Source organism: Lactobacillus sp. 3B(2020) (assembly GCF_013487845.1).
Classification (GTDB): domain Bacteria; phylum Bacillota; class Bacilli; order Lactobacillales; family Lactobacillaceae; genus Limosilactobacillus; species Limosilactobacillus alvi.
The window spans coordinates 1,907,073-1,925,100 of record NZ_CP047410.1 but is presented as its reverse complement, the minus strand read 5'-3'; the positions used below and the strand labels follow the sequence as shown (position 1 = coordinate 1,925,100).

14 protein-coding genes and 1 tRNA gene are annotated in these 18,028 nt (G+C 43.0%); 9 read left to right on the top strand and 6 right to left on the bottom strand.

What is annotated here, in order from left to right; translation table 11 throughout:
• Positions 1-5: 5 nt before the first annotated feature.
• Positions 6-635 (top strand): hypothetical protein, encoded by a 630-nt coding sequence (locus GTO83_RS09580; RefSeq protein WP_180870744.1) that lies wholly within the window; start codon positions 6-8, stop codon positions 633-635.
• Between the two features lie 367 nt (positions 636-1,002).
• On the opposite strand, the gene GTO83_RS09575 is transcribed toward GTO83_RS09580, so the two are convergent.
• Positions 1,003-1,073 (bottom strand) — tRNA-Gly (locus GTO83_RS09575).
• Between the two features lie 70 nt (positions 1,074-1,143).
• Positions 1,144-2,136, bottom strand: coding sequence for an asparaginase (locus GTO83_RS09570; protein WP_180870742.1), 993 nt, complete (start codon positions 2,134-2,136; stop codon positions 1,144-1,146).
• A gap of 434 nt (positions 2,137-2,570) precedes the next feature.
• On the opposite strand from GTO83_RS09570, the gene GTO83_RS09565 reads away from it, so the two are divergent.
• From GTO83_RS09565 to yaaA, 8 genes are all read left to right on the top strand, one after another.
• On the top strand, positions 2,571-3,431 hold the full coding sequence (locus GTO83_RS09565) for a MetQ/NlpA family ABC transporter substrate-binding protein (protein WP_180870740.1): 861 nt from the start codon (positions 2,571-2,573) through the stop codon (positions 3,429-3,431).
• Positions 3,432-3,939: 508 nt separating this feature from the next.
• Positions 3,940-4,548, top strand: coding sequence for an NADPH-dependent FMN reductase (locus GTO83_RS09560; protein ID WP_180870739.1), 609 nt, complete (start codon positions 3,940-3,942; stop codon positions 4,546-4,548).
• Positions 4,549-4,564: 16 nt separating this feature from the next.
• Positions 4,565-5,947, top strand: coding sequence for an NAD(P)H-dependent oxidoreductase (locus GTO83_RS09555; protein WP_180870737.1), 1,383 nt, complete (start codon positions 4,565-4,567; stop codon positions 5,945-5,947).
• Between the two features lie 276 nt (positions 5,948-6,223).
• Positions 6,224-7,957: an IS1182 family transposase gene (locus GTO83_RS09550; protein ID WP_180870735.1), complete on the top strand. Its 1,734-nt coding sequence runs from the start codon at positions 6,224-6,226 to the stop codon at positions 7,955-7,957.
• Positions 7,958-8,358: 401 nt separating this feature from the next.
• Complete coding sequence (locus tag GTO83_RS09545) at positions 8,359-9,387, top strand: branched-chain amino acid aminotransferase (RefSeq protein ID WP_180870733.1); 1,029 nt, start codon at positions 8,359-8,361, stop codon at positions 9,385-9,387.
• Positions 9,388-9,573: 186 nt separating this feature from the next.
• Positions 9,574-10,890, top strand: coding sequence for a replication-associated recombination protein A (locus GTO83_RS09540; RefSeq protein WP_180870731.1), 1,317 nt, complete (start codon positions 9,574-9,576; stop codon positions 10,888-10,890).
• A gap of 100 nt (positions 10,891-10,990) precedes the next feature.
• Positions 10,991-12,397: an MFS transporter gene (locus GTO83_RS09535; RefSeq protein WP_180870730.1), complete on the top strand. Its 1,407-nt coding sequence runs from the start codon at positions 10,991-10,993 to the stop codon at positions 12,395-12,397.
• Between the two features lies 1 nt (position 12,398).
• A complete protein-coding gene (gene yaaA / locus GTO83_RS09530) occupies positions 12,399-13,145 on the top strand; it encodes a peroxide stress protein YaaA (protein ID WP_180870728.1) in 747 nt (248 codons plus the stop codon).
• A gap of 94 nt (positions 13,146-13,239) precedes the next feature.
• Here yaaA and nrdF read toward each other — a convergent pair whose 3' ends face one another.
• Genes nrdF through GTO83_RS09510 form a run of 4 tightly spaced genes read right to left on the bottom strand, consistent with a single transcriptional unit; the run spans position 13,240 to position 17,745 of the window.
• Positions 13,240-14,196: a class 1b ribonucleoside-diphosphate reductase subunit beta gene (gene nrdF, locus GTO83_RS09525; protein WP_180870726.1), complete on the bottom strand. Its 957-nt coding sequence runs from the start codon at positions 14,194-14,196 to the stop codon at positions 13,240-13,242.
• A gap of 14 nt (positions 14,197-14,210) precedes the next feature.
• A complete protein-coding gene (locus GTO83_RS09520) occupies positions 14,211-15,134 on the bottom strand; it encodes a ribonucleotide-diphosphate reductase subunit beta (protein WP_180870724.1) in 924 nt (307 codons plus the stop codon).
• Positions 15,135-15,148: 14 nt separating this feature from the next.
• On the bottom strand, positions 15,149-17,296 hold the full coding sequence (gene nrdE, locus GTO83_RS09515; protein WP_180870723.1) for a class 1b ribonucleoside-diphosphate reductase subunit alpha: 2,148 nt from the start codon (positions 17,294-17,296) through the stop codon (positions 15,149-15,151).
• On the bottom strand, positions 17,296-17,745 hold the full coding sequence (locus GTO83_RS09510) for a class Ib ribonucleoside-diphosphate reductase assembly flavoprotein NrdI (protein ID WP_180870721.1): 450 nt from the start codon (positions 17,743-17,745) through the stop codon (positions 17,296-17,298). The genes nrdE and GTO83_RS09510 overlap by 1 nt, the downstream gene beginning before the upstream one ends.
• Positions 17,746-18,028 lie beyond the last annotated feature (283 nt).

The window sequence follows — 18,028 nt, the reverse complement described above, 5'->3', positions numbered from 1 at the left end:
TAATCATGAATATCAAGAAACTTGGGGCCATTGCCGTTACTGGGCTGGCAATATTTACATTGGCAGCTTGTGGCAATCAATCCAGCAATTCGTCATCTTCTTCAAGTTCTTCAAGCGTTAAGCAAACTAGGAAGATCAGTAACGAAGAATACGCAATCTACGCATTACTTTATAACAACACGGCAAGGGATATGCTCCCTTATAGATCGTCTGAAGGCAGAGCGAATAAAGGGGCCGGCGGTTTTAATCTGGGTGTTGACGGCTCGTCAGTTGCAATCAAAAAAATTAAAAATCATTATTTGATTTTTTACCGAGGCATGGAGCAAGCTGTTGTTACTATTGATGGCAATAAAGTTCACTATTACGATCAGTCACCATACAACCCTAAAGTCGACCCAACTGATGATGCGGCATGGGACCCAGGTAACCCAACGGAGCACACTGCAACTTTTAGCAAGAAAATTTTAAATAAGCTCTATGCGCATAACAACCAACCTAGTCTAAATCTAATTCCTAAGAATATTAACAAATGGAAACATAACGATGAAAATGCTGGGCGTGATAAAAGTAGCTCTGCGATATACCAAGATTATGGAGAGCAAATCGCTTACCCAACGTTTCCATTAGATAAATAAAGCATCAATAACGGATCTACAAAAATTGGTACTAATAGGGGTAAAATCCTAACAGTACCAATTTTTTATAGGATTTTATGTATAAAAAAGAAGATGGTTATCCCCCTGTCTCTTCAAAAGAAAGGACCTTCTTCATGAAAAAGTATATTAAAACAGATAACTTAATTAAATTTAGCTCGCTGATAGAGATTATCCAAGTTATCCCTAGCTAGTAACCAGTTCACCATCAATTTAAACAAATTACGCACGATGAAGTTTATTTATGATAATCATCTCCTTTAATAATTCTCTTGGTCGCCAAAAACCCGCATTTTAAGATTAAATTTAGGGACAAAAAAGGCACCGCCGAAGCGATGCCTTTTAATTAAGCGGGTAACGAGAATCGAACTCGCGACTTAACCTTGGGAAGGTTATGTTTTACCACTGAACTATACCCGCATGGGTGAATAACTCAACTCAATAATAATAGCATATTCAGTGGTATTTGACCATAGCTTTTTAAAAATTATTAGTCCAAGGTCACTTCGCCAGCCACGTCAGTCGCGAAAAATTCCTTCACTTGGCCGAGGTCCATCTCTTGGCCTAAAGCCCACATCAACTTGGTAATTGCGCTTTCTGAAGTCATATCGTGAGCACTAATGGCGCCTTCTAAAAGCGCTTGCCGGCCAACTTCGTACTTGGTGAGGTCACTTCGTTCGTACAAGCATTGGCTCGCAGCCACCACAGGGATATTTTGCCGACTTAATTGGCCAATTACTGCCGCCACGTTCCGCCGAATAAAGGTCATGCCACCAAGACCATATCCTTCAATCACGAAGCCGTGACAACCGCTTTTGGCCATTGCCAGCATAATCTGTGGATCAAAGCCAGGGAAGAGTTTGATTAAAGAAACGTTGAGATCTAGCTTGGTATTAAGCTGGCAAGGCTTGTTGTCACTTTTGCGGTGGGTCCGAATGTTAAACCCATCCGAAGTAACTTCCGCAACCGGTGGAAAATTGACACTTTCAAAGGCGTCAAAGTCAGTGGTCCGGACCTTAACTGCTCGGCAACCCCGCATGACTTTTCCGTTAAAAGCTAAGTAAATCCCGGGTTGGAGTTTGGCAGCGGCCGTAAAGGCGAGGGTTAAGTTTCGCGGCGCATCACTTAAAAGGACGCTCATTGGTACCTGACTCCCGGTTAAGACGACGGGAATTTCGATGTTTTGTAACATAAAGGTCAACATGGCTGCCGTGTAGGCCATCGTATCGGTCCCGTGCGAGATTACAATGCCATCGTAATCTTGGCGGTATTGATAAATATCTTCTGCCATCAAGCGCCATTCCTCCGGCTGGATGTTGGAGGAGTCTAAGGATAAGATGTCCTTAACGTCAATTTCATAGGGAAGATTGTGGAGCGTTTGGACCAAGTCTTCGCCAGATTCACCAGGGGCTAAGCCCGTATTAGAAGCAACCGAGGCGATTGTGCCCCCGGTGGACAATAAGAGGAGTTTTTTTGTGGCCATGCTTTCACCTGCTTTTTAATTTTGTCTTCATTATACGAGCCCGCCGGTGAAGGTCAAGCAAGGGGAATACACGTCACGAAAAAAAGTTGCGAAAGGCCTTGACGAAGCGAGTAAATCTGAGTAGAATAATGGTAATTAAATTAGAAAACGCTGAGAAAAGATGAGTAAGTTTGAAAGCCGATTAAGCGAGCTGGGGATGGTGTAAGCCAGCAAGGTGGCAGAACCGAAGATGGTCTTGGAGCGAAACGGTAAATGAACTTTAGTTTATCGCGGTTGGCACTCGATATCGTGGTCCAAGTATGGTAGTACTTGATAAGGGTTTAGTTGTGAGATTAAACCAAAGTTGGGTGGTAACACGCGCCAAGCGTCCCAGAAAACCAGAGCTGGTTTTCTGGGATTTTTTAATTTCCAGCAGCAATTAGGGGGTATTAAGAATGAAAAGACGGAAACAAACTAAGTGGTGGTGGCTTTTAGCGCTTGTGATCGTGGTTGTAATTGGGGCTGGCCTAAATTGGGTGGCAAAAGGGGGCAGTCAAAGCAAACAAACTATCACGGTCGGTTCCTTAGGGGCGGATGTGAAGGTTTGGCAACATATCGCAAATAGTTCAGCTGCTAAGCAAGCTGGTTTAAAGATTAAGGTGAAGTCCTTTACTGATCCGGTACAATTAAACCGGGGGACTGCGGATGGGGAAGTTGACGTCAATGCTTTCCAATCCTGGGCTTATCTGCAAAACTTTAACAAGGATAGTAAGCAAAAGCTGGTTGCCTTAGGGACGACCTACCTGGAACCAATGGGGATTTACTCTAAGAAGTACAAGAGCGTCAAGGATCTACCTGAAGGAGCGACCATTGCGATCGCCAACAACCCGGCAAATACGGCCCGGGGGTTGAAGCTCTTACAAAGTGCGGGGTTAATTACCTTAAAGAAGAGCTTTACGGCGACGAGTGGGACCAACAAAATTGCTTCCAATCCGCACCATTTTACCTTTAAGGAAATCGATGACACCACTGGTCCCCGAGTCATTGACTCCGTTGATGCCGTTTTGATCGGGAATACGATTGCCTTGGAAGGGCACCTAAACGTATTGAAGGATTCTATTTACCACGAAAAGGTTGATCAAAGCACCAAGGATAATGTTAACGTCCTCGCCACAGCTAAGAAGAACGCCAATAAAGCTGCTTATAAGAAGTTGGTTAAACTTTACCACTCCAAGGATACGCAAGACTATATTGCTAAGCAGTTCAAGGGGACCAAGGTTGAAGTTAACAAGCCAATTTCATATTTAGAAAAGTAGTAGTTGAATGGTAGTTACTCCCATTGATTACCTCCTGCTTGACTTGGCATGGGTTAACGACCAATGAGTTGTAACAATCAAGCCGCCGTCTTAAGTAACATGCTATGTAATCCAGATTTCCTGGGCCTTACGCACCAGATAAGGACTCAGCTTTGAATACAATTTCATTCGCTGACTAACTTTATCACCGCGTAATTCCCGGGAAATTTTGGTTTTGTGAACAATTATTCAAAAGTTGTCAATTTAAGGGCAAAAGAGACTGTGAAATTTTTCCAAAACAACCTCAGGGAATTACCTAAATTTTGGTCAAAATGGTTCTAAACTGGTTTGGAATTATTACTTTCCGATGAATAAAATCGCTTTAAATTAATAATTGATAATGGTCAAATAAAAAATATTTATAGTTCCATAAATATTCCAAATTTAAATAAACGCCTTGCAAATCGCTTCACAATATAGGAAAATGAGGGGGATGAATTAGACGTGTGATCGGAAAGGAAGTTACGACATGAAAAAGTACATTGCGATTCCTGGTACTAATCGGGCCGGATCTACCAACCGGCGGCTTTTACAATTTATTAAAGAGCATTTTAAGGACCAAGCTGACATTGAATTAATGGAAATTGGGGGCTTACCAGTATTCTACAAAACTCCAGACCGCTTCTTGCCAGCTGAAGTGCCTGCGATGGTCAAAAAGATCGAAGAAGCAGATGGGGTTTTGATCTCCACGCCCGAATATGATCACGGGGTACCAGCTGTCTTGATGAACGCCTTAAGCTGGTTATCATACGGGGTGCACCCCTTTGCGGATAAGCCAGTTATGATCACCGGGGCTTCTTACGGGATGCTCGGGACTTCCCGGGCCCAAGCCATGTTACGGCAAATGCTGGATGCTCCGGAATTGAGTGCCCGGATCATGCCAAGCTCCGAATACATGGTAGGTCACTCCCTCCAAGCCTTTGATGATAATGGCAACTTGAAGGAAGAAAACTTAGTTGATCGCCTAGATGGTTTATTCAATGACTTTGAAACTTTCGTTGATGTTAACAAAAACCTGGTTTACAACCGGGAACACGCAATGAATGATATCCGCAAGACGGATTTAAAGAACAAATAATAAGGAGGACATACGGATGAAGTTAGTTGGGATTGTCGGCTCAATCGCTGAAGAATCATACAACCGGAAGTTAATGATGTTTATCGCTAATCGTTTTAACAACTTGGCTGACATCGAGATCTTAAGCCTAAAAGACGTGCCAATGTTTAGCGAAGACAATGACCAAACCAACAGCATGGCGGTTCAATACCTCAAGCACCGGATTGAAGGTGCTGATGGGGTTATTATGGTTACCCCAGAACACAACCACACCACGACGGCGGTTTTGAAGTCCACCATTGAATGGCTCTCATACAAGATCCACCCATTAAAGGACAAGCCAGTTTTGATTTTAGGGGTATCATACTTTACCCAAGGCTCATCCCGGGCCCAATTAGACTTACGAGGAATCTTGGAAGCCCCTGGGGTTAACGCCTTAGTAATGCCCGGAAACGAATTTCTTTTGGGAAACGTGCGCGATGCTTTTGATGAAGATGACAACTTAAAGGATGGCCGGACAGTTAAGTTCTTAGGCGACATTTTGGGGCAATTTACGAAGTGGGTTTCCGTCTTGAAGGCTTTGAAGGGCCCTGAAGCCCCTGATGCTTGGAAAAACGAAGACTTGACGGCTTCCGGGAAGACCGATACCACTATCGAAGGGGTCGACATGGACGATCCAAAGTGGGTTGAAAAGGCTAGTGAAATTAAGCATGCCGCTTCCGGTAAGGACTACGTGAAGTTAGACTCTGGGGTTTTGACCGTCGACCAAATCAACTGGTTATTGAAGTCTATTCCGGCCGAATTAACTTACGTGGATGATAATAACCAATTTATCTACTATAACCACAAGAACCCTGACACGAAGATGTTCGCTAAGCGACGCCCCGACCAAACTGGGAATCCATTGAGTATGGTTCACCCCGATGTGCGGAATGTCTTTGACCACGTTAAGCAAGTGGTTCACACCTTACGGACGGGAAAGACGGACATGTTCCAATTAGCCGAACCAGTTGACCGGAAGAACGTTAAGTGGGTAGTTAACAACTACCAAGCCATTCACGATGAAGATGGTAACTACCGTGGAGTTAACGAAATTGTCTTAGACTTCTGGCCAATTGTGCAAAAGTACCTTGAAATGACGGGACAAAAGTTGGTTGACGATCCAAACAACAAGGTTGATACGGGCGCTTCCGCTTCTGTTAAGGAAGATGATCAACCAGCCAAGGCCGCACCGGCCCAACCAGCTGCTGATACTGGGGCTTCGGCTTCCGTTAGTGATGATGCTTCAGCCAGCCAGCCAGCTCCTACCCAGACACCAACCCAACCGGCTGATACGGGTGCTTCTGCCTCGGTTGAAGCTGACGATGCGCCAATGCCAGAAGTTGATACCACGGCAAGTGTTAGCGTGAGTGATAAGTAAGTTCCTAATTTAAAGACTAGCACTCCAACCCAACCGTGCGTTGTTATACCGGTATCGTAGTGAGAAGCAATCGGTGAATGGTAGTTGCGTTCACTCGTACCAACTTAATGCGTTTAAATTATTGATAAAGTTGAGGCTGGGAAAAAACTCCTAGTCCAAAGTAAAAACCGGATGATGAATTTCTTGAACAATTCATCATCCGGTTTTTATGTACACAGGAAATCGTTCCTGATATGATGTAATTACCACAAAAACAAACAAAAAGGAGCGATTTCCATGTATCAAAATTATACCATAGGGCAAACCGAATTCGTACTAAACTATAACTATGATTTACCACAGAATCATGTTGCGCGACTAATTAGTGCATTTGTCGACTCAATTCCACAGGAGGTTCTATTGGAAGAGTCGGTGGCGGCTACTGGCCGCCCTGTATCGCATCCAGCAATTATGCTTAAGATCCTCTTGTTTGCCTACTCGCGTCAAACTTATTCTGGAAGAAAGATTGAAATGATGTTGGATGAGAGTCTACCAATGCGTTGGTTAGCCCATGACTATACTTATAGTTACCACACCATCAATAACTTTCGGAGCAGTCAGCACGCTAGTAATCTGATCAAGCGTGCTTTTGTCTACTTTACCATGGCTTTAACAGATCACGGCCTAATTCAAAATGATGCAGTTTTTATTGATGGAACCAAGGTCGAAGCTGATGCCAATAAATATTCATTTACTTGGCGTCGTGCAGTGGAAAAGTACCACGCTAAGTTAAGGGAAAAGACAAGTAAGATTTATGAGGAATTAGTGGAAAAACGAGTGGTGCAAGAAATGGCGCCAGAGCTGGTCACTTCTGCCGAAGGCATGAAAACAATGGAACAAGAACTCGGAGAGCAAATCACTAAATTAGATGAAGAGATTGAGCAAGAACCCAAAATCATCAAAGGTGGTTCAGTTAGGAAACGGCGTCGTCGTTTCCTAAAAAAACTTCGTCACCAGCTAAGCAACGACTTAATTCCTCGTGCCCAAAAGTATGAACATGCCGAAGATATCTTCCAAGGTCGCAATAGCTACTCCAAGACTGATCATGATGCGACTTTTATGTGTATGAAAGAAGATCCGATGATGAATCGGGAATTGAAACCTGGCTATAACTTACAAATTGCCACTCATAAGCAATTTGTTCTTGATTACGGATTATTTTCAAACCCAACTGATACAAGGACTTTAGTACCATTTCTTAAGCAATTTCATGCCTTAGGCTTCTTTAAACATATCGTCGCTGATGCAGGTTATGGTAGTGAATACAATTACACAACGATTCTTGATCAGTTTGAAAAGCAACCTATTATTCCCTATACAACTTATCAAAAGGAACAGAAGCGCAAGTTTAAAAACGACCCAACTAACTCACAAAATTGGCAGTATAACGCCGAAGATGATTACTATATTGATCATTTAGGGGTTCGTTTTAGCTTTTATCGGTATAGTGAGCAAATCGATAAATATGGTTTCAAACGTGATTTTAAAATCTATCGGGCAGATAAGCACCAGCCGTCAGCGCAATTGGATAAATTAGCGAAAACACCAGGTGGTCGGCAACGTTATATGAAGGTTAACCCGACCTGGAATTATTACAAAGCAAAAGTGAAAGCGACCCTCTCAAGTGACGAAGGTAAGGCGATTTATCGTCGACGGAAGTTCGACGTTGAGCCAGTCTTTGGTCACATGAAGAGGGATTTTGGCATACGCCGAACTCATTTGCGTGGTCAACGGGCTGTGGAAAATGACATTGGCCTAGCCCTGATGACATTAAACATAACGAAATTGGGACAATTAATTAACCGATGGAGGGCCAATTTCATAAACAATCGAAAATCCGGACTACAATTTTTGATCAAGGCAAAAATTATAGTCCGGATTTTAATGTTAGAGGGGCAAAAATTAATAGTTAATTCCCACCCTCTTTTTCTTACTAAACCGCCAAGGAGCTTTTTCCCAGTCGCTAGTTAACAAAGCAACCAAAATCCGGGTCGCTAAACTCAGTGGTTCATTAATTCACTCTTGTTTTTTATCGTTTTTTAATTAAAATGGTTGACAAATGAGAAAATTCTAATTATGATAGTAACAATCAAATTGGTTAAACAGTGATCGACACAGCGAGAGAACGAGTAACGTTACTTGGACTGGAAAGAGAAGCTCGGGTTGGTGAAACGGGTTAAGACCAGTATCGTGAAGATCAGTCTTGAGTGCCCGGGTCCCACCCCTTATCGTGGAAATGAGAATTGGAAATTTCCAATTAAATCAAGGTGGTATCACGGCTTCGTCGTCCTTACAAACAACTCGTTTGTGGGGACTTTTTTCAACCATTTTGAAAAATACATAATTAGGGTAATTCAGAAAGGATGATTACAATGGCAAAAGCAAAAGCATCTGAATTGGATTGGAACAAATTAGGGTTTGGTTATCGTGACTTACCTTATCGTTGGCAAGATGAATACGTTGACGGTCATTGGCTTGGGGGTGGCTTAACTGCTGATTCCAACATGGTCTTAAATGAAGCGGCGCAAGTACTTCACTACGGCCAAGAAGTCTTTGAAGGTTTAAAGGCTTATCGAACCAAGGAAGGAAAGGTACAACTTTTCCGGCCAAGTGACAATGCCAAGCGGTTAAACAACTCCGCTGATCGCCTTTTAATGCCGCACTACCCCGAAGAAAAGTTCTTAGAAGCCGTTAAGGCCGTCGTCAAGGCTAATGAAGAATTTGTTCCTCCTTATGGGACTGGTGGTACTTTATATTTGCGGCCGTTTATGGTTGGGACACAACCACTCGTTGGGGTGACGCCGGCAGAAAACTTTGTCTTCCGCGTTTACGCTACTCCAGTTGGTGCTTACGTTAAGGGCTTGACCCCAATGCCATACGTCCTTTCTAAATACGACCGGGCGGCCCCAGCCGGGACTGGTCAAGCTAAGACCTCTGGTAACTACGCCGCAAGTCTTTTACCAGAAATGGAAGCCAAGAAGGCCGGTTACGCTGATGCCCTTTACTTGGATCCCAAGGAACACAAGTATGTCGATGAATTCTCTGGTGCCAACTTCTTTGGGGTTACCAAGGATGGTCAATTTGTTACCCCTAAGTCCAACTCCATCCTCCCTTCGATCACCAAGCGGTCGTTGCTTCAAGTGGCTGAAGATCTCGGCTTGAACCCCGTCGAAAAGCAATTAACCCTTGCTGACCTTGATAATTTGGCTGAAGCTGGCGCAATGGGGACGGCTGCGGTGATCTCCCCAGTTGGTTCCCTAACTGATCTTGATGGTAAGAAGCATGTCTTCTACTCTGAAACCGAAGTTGGTCCGGTTACCACCAAGCTTTACAACGCCCTGATGAACGTCCAACTTGGGGATGCTGAAGATACCCATGGTTGGGTCGTTCCAGTTGATTAAGCCCGCCGCAATCATTCGTCAAACTTCATAAAAACTCTCCGTTGCATAATTTCCTTCGATTGAGTAAATAATAACACCGAGCTTAAAATCAAAATAACCCTCCATACCGCATCCTTTAACGTGGGGATGCGGTTTTCTAGTGGTAGAGTGGTAGAATATAAACAAAAACCAAAGCAGGTGACACTGGTGAAACAAGAATCACTCTTTGCCCAACCGCTCCATACGCCGTTGGCAGACCGGGTCCGGCCTCGGAATTTAGGAGAGTTTGTCGGTCAAGAACACTTAGTGGGACCGGGAAAGATCTTGCGGGATTTGATTGACCGGGATCAACTCTCGTCAATGATTTTTTGGGGCCCACCAGGAGTGGGGAAGACGACCTTAGCTAAAATTATTGCCCAAAAAACCAAGGCCGAATTTGTGACTTACAGTGCGGTAACAAGCTCAATTAAGGACATTAAAGCCTTGATGAAGCAAGCCGAGGCTAACCGGGATTATGGCCAACGGACCGTGGTTTTTGTTGATGAATTTCACCGTTTTAATAAGGCCCAACAGGATGCCTTCTTACCATATGTCGAAAACGGGGCAATTATTTTAATTGGGGCAACGACGGAAAATCCGTCCTTTGAAATTAACGCCGCGCTCTTATCGCGGTGTCGGGTCTTTGTTTTAAAGGAATTGCAAGTCAAGGATATTCAAAAACTCCTTCACCAAGCCTTAAAGCGGGGGTTTACTTATCCGGTAGCAATTACTGATGAAATGGTGGATCAAATTGCTACTTTCGCCAACGGGGATGCCCGGGTGGCGCTCAATACCTTAGAAATGGTGGTTGAAAATAGTGATCGCCAAGCCGATGGCAAAGTAGTGGTCGCGAGTGATCTCTTAGATCAACTCTTAGCCGGGAAAGCCATTCGTTATGATAAAAATGGGGAAGAACACTACAATTTAATTTCTGCCTTACACAAAGCGATGCGGAACTCGGATGCCGACGCGGCGGTTTATTGGCTTAACCGGATGTTAGCGGGTGGGGAAGATCCCCTCTATATCGCCCGGCGGCTAGTGCGGTTTGCCAGTGAAGACATTGGCTTAGCCGATCCAAATGCCCTTAACTTAGCAATCAATGTCTATCAAGCTTGCCAATTTATTGGGATGCCGGAATGTAATGTCCATTTAACTGAAGCCGCAATTTATCTTAGTTTGGCGCCAAAGTCCAATGCCGTTTACCGGGCAGTGATGGATGTGCAAGCTGATATCAAAAAGACCCAGAATTTACCGGTCCCCCTCCAAATCCGCAATGCGCCAACTAAGTTAATGAAGGATTTAAATTACGGGAAGGGCTACCAATATGCCCACGATACCAAGGATAAAATTACCAGTATGCAAACGATGCCGGATCAATTAGTTGGGCATCATTATTACAAGCCGACGACCCAGGGGATGGAAGCCCAAGTTAAACAACGTTTTGAAGCAATCAAACGGTGGCATCAGCAACATGATCCCCACTAAGGGCTTGTTTTAAGGTCAAAAAATCGGTAAAGTAGAACTAGAATTTGAGCTGTGGCGGAGTTAATCGCTGGGGCTCTTTTTATTTATTGAGAGGTGTAAGATGAACGAGAAAAAGATGCAACTAAGCGACTATATGGCTTTGCTTTCAGTCGCCTTATTAACTTTTATTGGGATTATGGCGGAAACCGCCTTGAATGTCACTTTCCCGGAATTAGCCCGGGTTTTCAAAATTGCCCTTGATACCACGCAATGGCTAACAGCGGGCTACCTCTTAATGGTTACGATCATGATGGGGACGACCGCTTACTTATTAAAACGCTTTTCCACAAAGCACTTACAACTAGCAGCGGTGGTAGCTTTTATTATTGGGGATATTGGTTCGGCAATGGCACCAAGTTTTACGATTTTAATGCTAAGTCGGCTCCTCCAAGCCGTTGCGACGGGGATTGCAACGCCAACCCTCTTTCATTTGGTCTTTACCCAGGTGCCCCGAGAAAAATTGGGGATGATGACCGGAATGGCCGGGATGATTATTTCCTTTGCTCCAGCGCTGGGACCGACTTACGGGGGCTGGGTCTCAACGGCTATGAGCTGGCGGGCCTTGTTCTGGTTGTTATTACCGATCGCGGCCATTAGTTTATTGCTTGGTCAACATTACATTCCCGCTGGAGCAGGCACTAAGCAGGTTAGCTTTAACTTACCGAGTTTTATTGCCTTAGCGTTAGCGATGTTTACTTGGATTTATGCCTTTTCATTGATTGGCAATGTTGGGATTACGCCAAAATTTTATCTCCTAATGGGCCTCGCTTTAGTCCTCTTTGGGATTTTCGGTTGGTTAAATTTCCGCGGTGCGACTACCTTGATGGACTTACGCATCTTTAAGCATTACGAAATTAGTTTAAATGGGGTAACCTACTTTTCCCTGCAATTTATTAACATTGGGCTTTCAACGGTGATTCCGGTCTATGCCCAATATACTTTACACGCTAGTCCGTTAGTAGCGGGATTAATTTTACTTCCCGGGACGATATTGGGCGCGGTGATGTTACCAATTTCCGGGGCCTTAGCCGACCGGGTTGGGTTTGCAATGCCAGTGCTTACGGGGAGCTGTTTACTGACACTCGGCACGGCCAGTTTTCTCTTTTTCCAAGCCAAGTTAACGCCAGTCTGGATTGCCATTTTCTTTATACTTTTGCGGGCCGGTTTTAATATGACCTTCGCTAATACAATTTCAAATTCATCGACTAAGGTGCCAGTTCAAAGTGCTGCCGATGTCAGTTCAATTTTTAATGTCTTACAACAATTTGCCGGAGCAACCGGGGTGGTCTTCTTGGCTTCCTTAATGGCGCAATTTGAAAACCACGGAACTGGAAGCATGGCGATGCGGACTTACATGGGTGGTCACGTTGACTTTGTGATGGGCTTTATCTTAGCCTTAGTTGTTTTAGGCGCGAACCTCGTGAATTACCATTTCCAATATCACTTAGGGAAAAAGAAAGAGGCTTAAGATGCAAATTATTATTTCACCAGCCCGGAAGATGACCGTTGACGTTGATTCCTTACCATACCGGGATTTACCGCAGTTTTTACCCCAAGCTAAGGAAATCCTCGCCCAGCTAAAACAATTATCGATGGCGGAAATGAAGGCGGTTTGGCAATGTAGTGACCGCCTTGTCCGCATCAATTATGCTAAGTTGCAAGCATTTGACCTCGAGAAAAACTTAACCCCAGCCCTCTTAGCCTTTACTGGTTTGCAATACCAATCAATGGGAGCGGGGGTGCTGGATGATGCGGGGTGGGAGTATGTGCAAAAGCATCTCCGGATCTTGTCTGGCTTTTATGGGGTATTACGACCCTTAGATGGAATTGTTGACTACCGGTTGGGGATGGTGGATGCTGCTAAAATTAATGGGACCCCGGATCTTTATCATTATTGGGGAGATCGTTTAGCAAAAAGCCTGTATGCGGAAGGTAATTTGGTGTTGAATCTGGCCTCCCAAGAATATGCCAAAGCAATTCGTCCGTATGTAGCCGCAGATCAACAATTTGTGACCTGCGTTTTTGGTGAATTACAGCCAAACGGTAAGGTTAAGCAAAAGGCTACCCGGGCTAAGCAAGCGCGCGGGAGTATGGTAAGATACCTTGCGGAAAATCAAATTCAAACCTTGGAGGGGGTTAAAAAATTTAACCTTGCCGGCTACCGGTATTTACCGGACTTATCCCAAGCGGATGAGTTGGTGTTTGCGAATAATTAATTACTTATTTTAGAGTCAAAGAGGGTGAGACCGGGAAACAACATGTGTTCCTTTCCGGCCTCACCCTTTTTGAAAAGGGGCAGGAGGAGTTAAATTAGAAGTTGTAGTCTTGATCAGTCATAGTCTCAGCTTCCCCCATTAAGTATCCAGCTCCAACTTGACTAAAGAAGTCATGATTAGCGGTTTCAGTAGAAATGCCGTTCATTACAATTGGGTTGATATCTTCGATGGCCGCATGGTCAAAAATTGCATCAAATCCCATATTATTCATGGCCTTATTAGCGTTATATTTAACAAATTGTTTTACATCTGCGACAAAGGTTTCGCCTAAGGGAGCATAAACTTGGTCCGTAAATTTAAATTCGTTATCCAGTAAATCAGCTAGGAGATTATCCATCCATTTTCTGAATGTTTGTTGTTGAGCGGAAGTTAGCTCTTGAAAAGCTTTTTGAAATTTATATCCTAAGTAGGTTCCATGGACCGATTCGTCCCGAATAACGAGCTTAATGATTTCTGATAGGTTAGCCAATTGGTTTTGTCCACGGTACCATAGGGGCGTGAAAAAGTTGGAATAGTAGAGAATCCCTTCGAGAAATACACTAGCCACTTTCTTTTGGAGATTATTGCCGTTTTGATAAATTTCATTAATCCGCTTAACCTTGTATTGCATCCGCGGGTCATTATTCATCCATTGGTAAGTATCATCAATCGTTTGTTGATCATTAAGGGAGATCAAGATCGTACCATAACTTTTGGCGTGAATTGATTCCATCATCAAAAAGTCATTAATGACCCCAATTTCCTTGCGGGTTCGAGCATCCACCCGCATGACATTTACGCCTTCTTCAGATTGAAGGGTATCAAGAAGTGCCAAGCCGCCAACAACCTTATTAATAACGGCTTTTTCGTTTTCTGATAATTGGCGCCAATCGCCAAGATCGTGGGAAACGGGGACACGGGTATCGAGCCAAAATTGTGCCGTCGCTTTATCCCAAACATATTCATCGAATTCGTCTTCAATGATGTTCCAGTTGATGGTGTGATATGTCATAATTGTTATCCTCTCTAAAAATCATAATCATCGTTTTGCATTACTTCAATTGCGTCGCTATCTGTAATGTCAGCGACAGGCTCAACGGTGGCAACCTTTTGACGAATAAATTGTAATTTTTTAGCAAAATTAGACTTAGGGGAATTTAGATTATCCGCGGTTAAACCCATCATTTGATTAATCGTATTAACTTCATCCTGACAAACAGTTTGAAATTCTCCGTTGGTTGATGACGCTAAAAATTGTTGTTCTTGAGAAATCACACGGTCTTCAAATTGATAGATCCAATCAGTAAGTTCTACCTGCTGAGGCATCGGGAGCTGACTAAAACTCTTACGAAATTTGTAGCTAAGATAAGCAATAAAGATGGCTTGACCAGTCATAATGTTTTTAACCATTTGTTGAATACCCGTTAAAGAGGGATATTGGTTAATAACAGCTAAACGTCCATTTGTTAAGATAGTTTCGCTAATTAGAAAGGCCGCTCGCCGTTTAAGGCGGTCATCATCCGAGATTGCCTGTGTTAGTGCTGTAACCGATGCTTGAAGCCATTGATTATCATCTGCCCATTTGAAATAATTGGTTGCTGCGGTTTTCTCACCTAAGCCACGAAAAATGGTGGTTATCGCTTTAGAATGGACCGATTCCATGAAGGTGATCATGTTGATAACGGCCTCTTCTTGTTGCGTTAAATGACCATCACGGAGACTAGGGACGCCTAATTCAGACTGAAAAGCAAAATTTAAAGAAAGGGCAGCTAATTGTTGGCCAATCGTATTTTGATCAATTTGGGGCAGTTGATTCCAAGCGTTACGATCACCAAAAATGGGAACACGCGTATCAAGCCAAAAGTTATTGGTTAATTTAAGCCAGGTTTCTTGGTCGATATTGTCTTCATTTTCGTCCCAGTTAATTGCACGGTAGTATAAGTATGACATGGTTAATTTCTCCTTTAGATCATGCAGGCGCTACATTCATTCGCGGTTTTAATTTCATTATCTTCGGTAAAGGTACGAACATAGTAGAGGGTTTTAATGCCTTTTCGCCAGGCATAATTACGTAAGTGGTTTAAGTCGCGAGTGGTCATTTTGGGTTGTTCAGGATGTTTCCATTCGTACATGCCAGTTGGGAGGGTTGAACGCATAAACAAGGTTAGGCTCATCCCTTGATCAATATGGCGTTGGGCTACGGCATAAGTATCAATGATTTTGCGTTGGTCAAGATCATAAGCTGGGGTGTAGTAGGGTAAAGTTTGGTTTGACAAAAATGGAGCCGGATAAAAAATCGAGCCGACTTGATTTTCTTGCCGTTGTTCAACCAGTTGGGTAATCGGCTGTAGGGAAGCACTGGTTTCGTTAATATAAGAAATTGAACCAGTTGGTGCTACGGCCAAGCGGTTGCGGTGGAAAAGACCATCTTGCATGACGCGTTGCTTAAGTTGTTTCCAATCGGCGATAGTTGGGAGGTTAATTTTGGCAAAGATTGCTTGGTTTTTAGGGAATTTTAATTGGAATTCGTGATGCAGGTATTGGTCAAAATAAGTTCCATCCGCATAGTGGGATTTTTTAAAGTTATGGAAACTAGTACCGCGTTCTTTAGCAATCTTCCAACTCGCTAATAAAGAGTAATAATTTAAAGCAATAAAATAAGCTTCGACAAATTCCAAGGCTACCGGCGAACCATATTCAATTTGATTTACTGCTAAGGCGGTGTGGAGCCCCATTGCACCAAGACCAATCGTATGGTATAGCTGGTTTCCTTTCATGATACTTGGCACCTCTTGAATGTTGGTGGTTTCAGTAACACTTGTTAAAGCCCTTACGGCTAGTTCAACGGAATGGCCAAAATTAGGCGACTTAATCATATTCAGCATGTTGGTTGAACCTAAATTACAAGAAATATCAGTACCGACAGTTTGATAAGATAGATCGGGCTCTAATTTTGAGGGAGTTTGCGGTTGCAGGATCTCGCTACATAAGTTGCTCATAATGACTTTGCCATCAACCGGATTGTGGCGATTAACCGTGTCGATATTTAAAATATAAGGATAACCAGATTCTTGTTGCAGACGAGAAATTTCTTGTTCCAATTCACGAGCATTGATCGTGGTTTGTTTAATATCTGGATTGTTGACCAAGTTGTCATATTCTTTGGTAATATCAATATATGAGAACGGTTGCCCGTAGTATTTTTCAACATCGTAAGGGCTAAAGAGATGCATCGGTTGGTTGGTTTTCAGTAATTCATAGTATTTGTCCGGAACGACAAGTCCTAGCGATAAGGTTTTTACCCGAATTTTTTCATCAGCATTTTCTTTCTTAGTTGCTAAAAAGGCCAAAATATCAGGATGGAAAACATTTAAATATACAACCCCGGCTCCTTTACGCTGGCCCAGTTGATTTGAATAGCTAAAGGTATCTTCTAAAATCTTCATTACCGGAATTACCCCTGAAGAAGCATTGGCAATCTTTTTGATGGGATCACCAGCCGCTCGTAAATTGGAAAGGTTCACGCCAACTCCGCCACCTAGTCTTGATAATTGGAGGGCTGAATTAACGGTACGGCCAATTGACAACATTGAATCCTGGGTGTCAATTAAAAAGCAAGATACCATTTGTCCCCGGCGAGCTTTACCAGCGTTTAAGAAGGTTGGCGTAGCCGGTTGGTAACGTTGAGTGATCATTTCAGTCGCTAAGCCTTCGGCGAGTTGTTCATCACCGCGACCTAAGTAGAGGGCATTCGCTAAAACGCGATCGTTAAAATCTTCCAGGAAAGTTTGGCCATCGTTAGTCTTTAAGGCATATTGATTGTAGAATTTATAAGCTCCCATAAAGCTCCGGAAGCGAAAGTTATGGGCACGCAATTTTTGATCAAGTTGCTGAATGAATTGACGGGTGTACTGCGAAAAAACTTGACCATCTAAGTAATCGTGGTCCACTAACCAATCGATCCGTTGATCAATTGAAGTAAAGGTTTTGGTACGGGGAATAATTTCTTCAGTAAAATAAGCCTTTACAGCTTCTTGATCATATTGAACAGGAATTTGATCGTCTTGCGGAATGTTAACCAGGTTGTTTAAAGTAAAAAAATCTTTTGTCATTATTCGGCCTCCGTGCTTTTTTCTACGATTAAGTTGGCAATACGTTGAACGTCCTGTTCGCTCCCCCGTAATTCAAAATCCGTTAAGTAAGGGAACTTAAAGCGACGCGCATATTGTTTGGCGGTTAAGGCAAATTGGCGGTTAAAATTACGGTTACCGCTCCCAATAATGCCATAGCAACGATGATAATTATCAGCGTACCCCAGCCAATGACTCAAAATGGGCGAAAGAATTTCATGGCACCCATTCTGTCGTCCATTACCACCGTCCAAAAAGGCTGGGAGGATGGTGATAAAGGGATGCTCAAGCTTACGGAAATTAAAATTATCTTTTACGTTAAGTGAATGTACGATAATTCCTTGTTCTTTAAGATGATTAGTCAGTCGTTGAACGAAATTATGGGTGTTGCCACTTAAACTTATATACAATATATAGACGTTTTTAGTCATTAACAGCTCTCCTAACACAATATGTTGTGCCAAGAGTATATCAGAATTCTTGCCATCTTAAAAATTAGATTTTTCTAATATATCTTTTGATAACGAAACTAGAAAAAAGCGGAAAAACTGTCAATAAAGGAAGTCACTCAGCATTAAATTGATGGTAATCAACGCTAACATTAGAAAAATCTAATGTTTTTGAGTAACAAAATGATAAATTACTTACAATTAACTATCTTAAGATTAATAAAAGAGAGTAAAAACAATTGAGGATGGTTAAGAGCGAGCGTTT

What these genes read in the sequence shown, in the direction of transcription:
- GTO83_RS09510 (WP_180870721.1), bottom strand. Translation starts at nt 17,745, where the DNA reads ATGACTAAAAACGTCTATATATTGTATATAAGTTTAAGTGGCAACACC.
- GTO83_RS09570 (WP_180870742.1), bottom strand. Translation starts at nt 2,136, where the DNA reads ATGGCCACAAAAAAACTCCTCTTATTGTCCACCGGGGGCACAATCGCC.
- GTO83_RS09555 (WP_180870737.1), top strand. Translation starts at nt 4,565, where the DNA reads ATGAAGTTAGTTGGGATTGTCGGCTCAATCGCTGAAGAATCATACAAC.
- nrdE (WP_180870723.1), bottom strand. Translation starts at nt 17,296, where the DNA reads ATGACAAAAGATTTTTTTACTTTAAACAACCTGGTTAACATTCCGCAA.
- GTO83_RS09520 (WP_180870724.1), bottom strand. Translation starts at nt 15,134, where the DNA reads ATGTCATACTTATACTACCGTGCAATTAACTGGGACGAAAATGAAGAC.
- GTO83_RS09545 (WP_180870733.1), top strand. Translation starts at nt 8,359, where the DNA reads ATGGCAAAAGCAAAAGCATCTGAATTGGATTGGAACAAATTAGGGTTT.
- yaaA (WP_180870728.1), top strand. Translation starts at nt 12,399, where the DNA reads ATGCAAATTATTATTTCACCAGCCCGGAAGATGACCGTTGACGTTGAT.
- GTO83_RS09580 (WP_180870744.1), top strand. Translation starts at nt 6, where the DNA reads ATGAATATCAAGAAACTTGGGGCCATTGCCGTTACTGGGCTGGCAATA.
- GTO83_RS09565 (WP_180870740.1), top strand. Translation starts at nt 2,571, where the DNA reads ATGAAAAGACGGAAACAAACTAAGTGGTGGTGGCTTTTAGCGCTTGTG.
- GTO83_RS09535 (WP_180870730.1), top strand. Translation starts at nt 10,991, where the DNA reads ATGAACGAGAAAAAGATGCAACTAAGCGACTATATGGCTTTGCTTTCA.
- nrdF (WP_180870726.1), bottom strand. Translation starts at nt 14,196, where the DNA reads ATGACATATCACACCATCAACTGGAACATCATTGAAGACGAATTCGAT.
- GTO83_RS09560 (WP_180870739.1), top strand. Translation starts at nt 3,940, where the DNA reads ATGAAAAAGTACATTGCGATTCCTGGTACTAATCGGGCCGGATCTACC.
- GTO83_RS09550 (WP_180870735.1), top strand. Translation starts at nt 6,224, where the DNA reads ATGTATCAAAATTATACCATAGGGCAAACCGAATTCGTACTAAACTAT.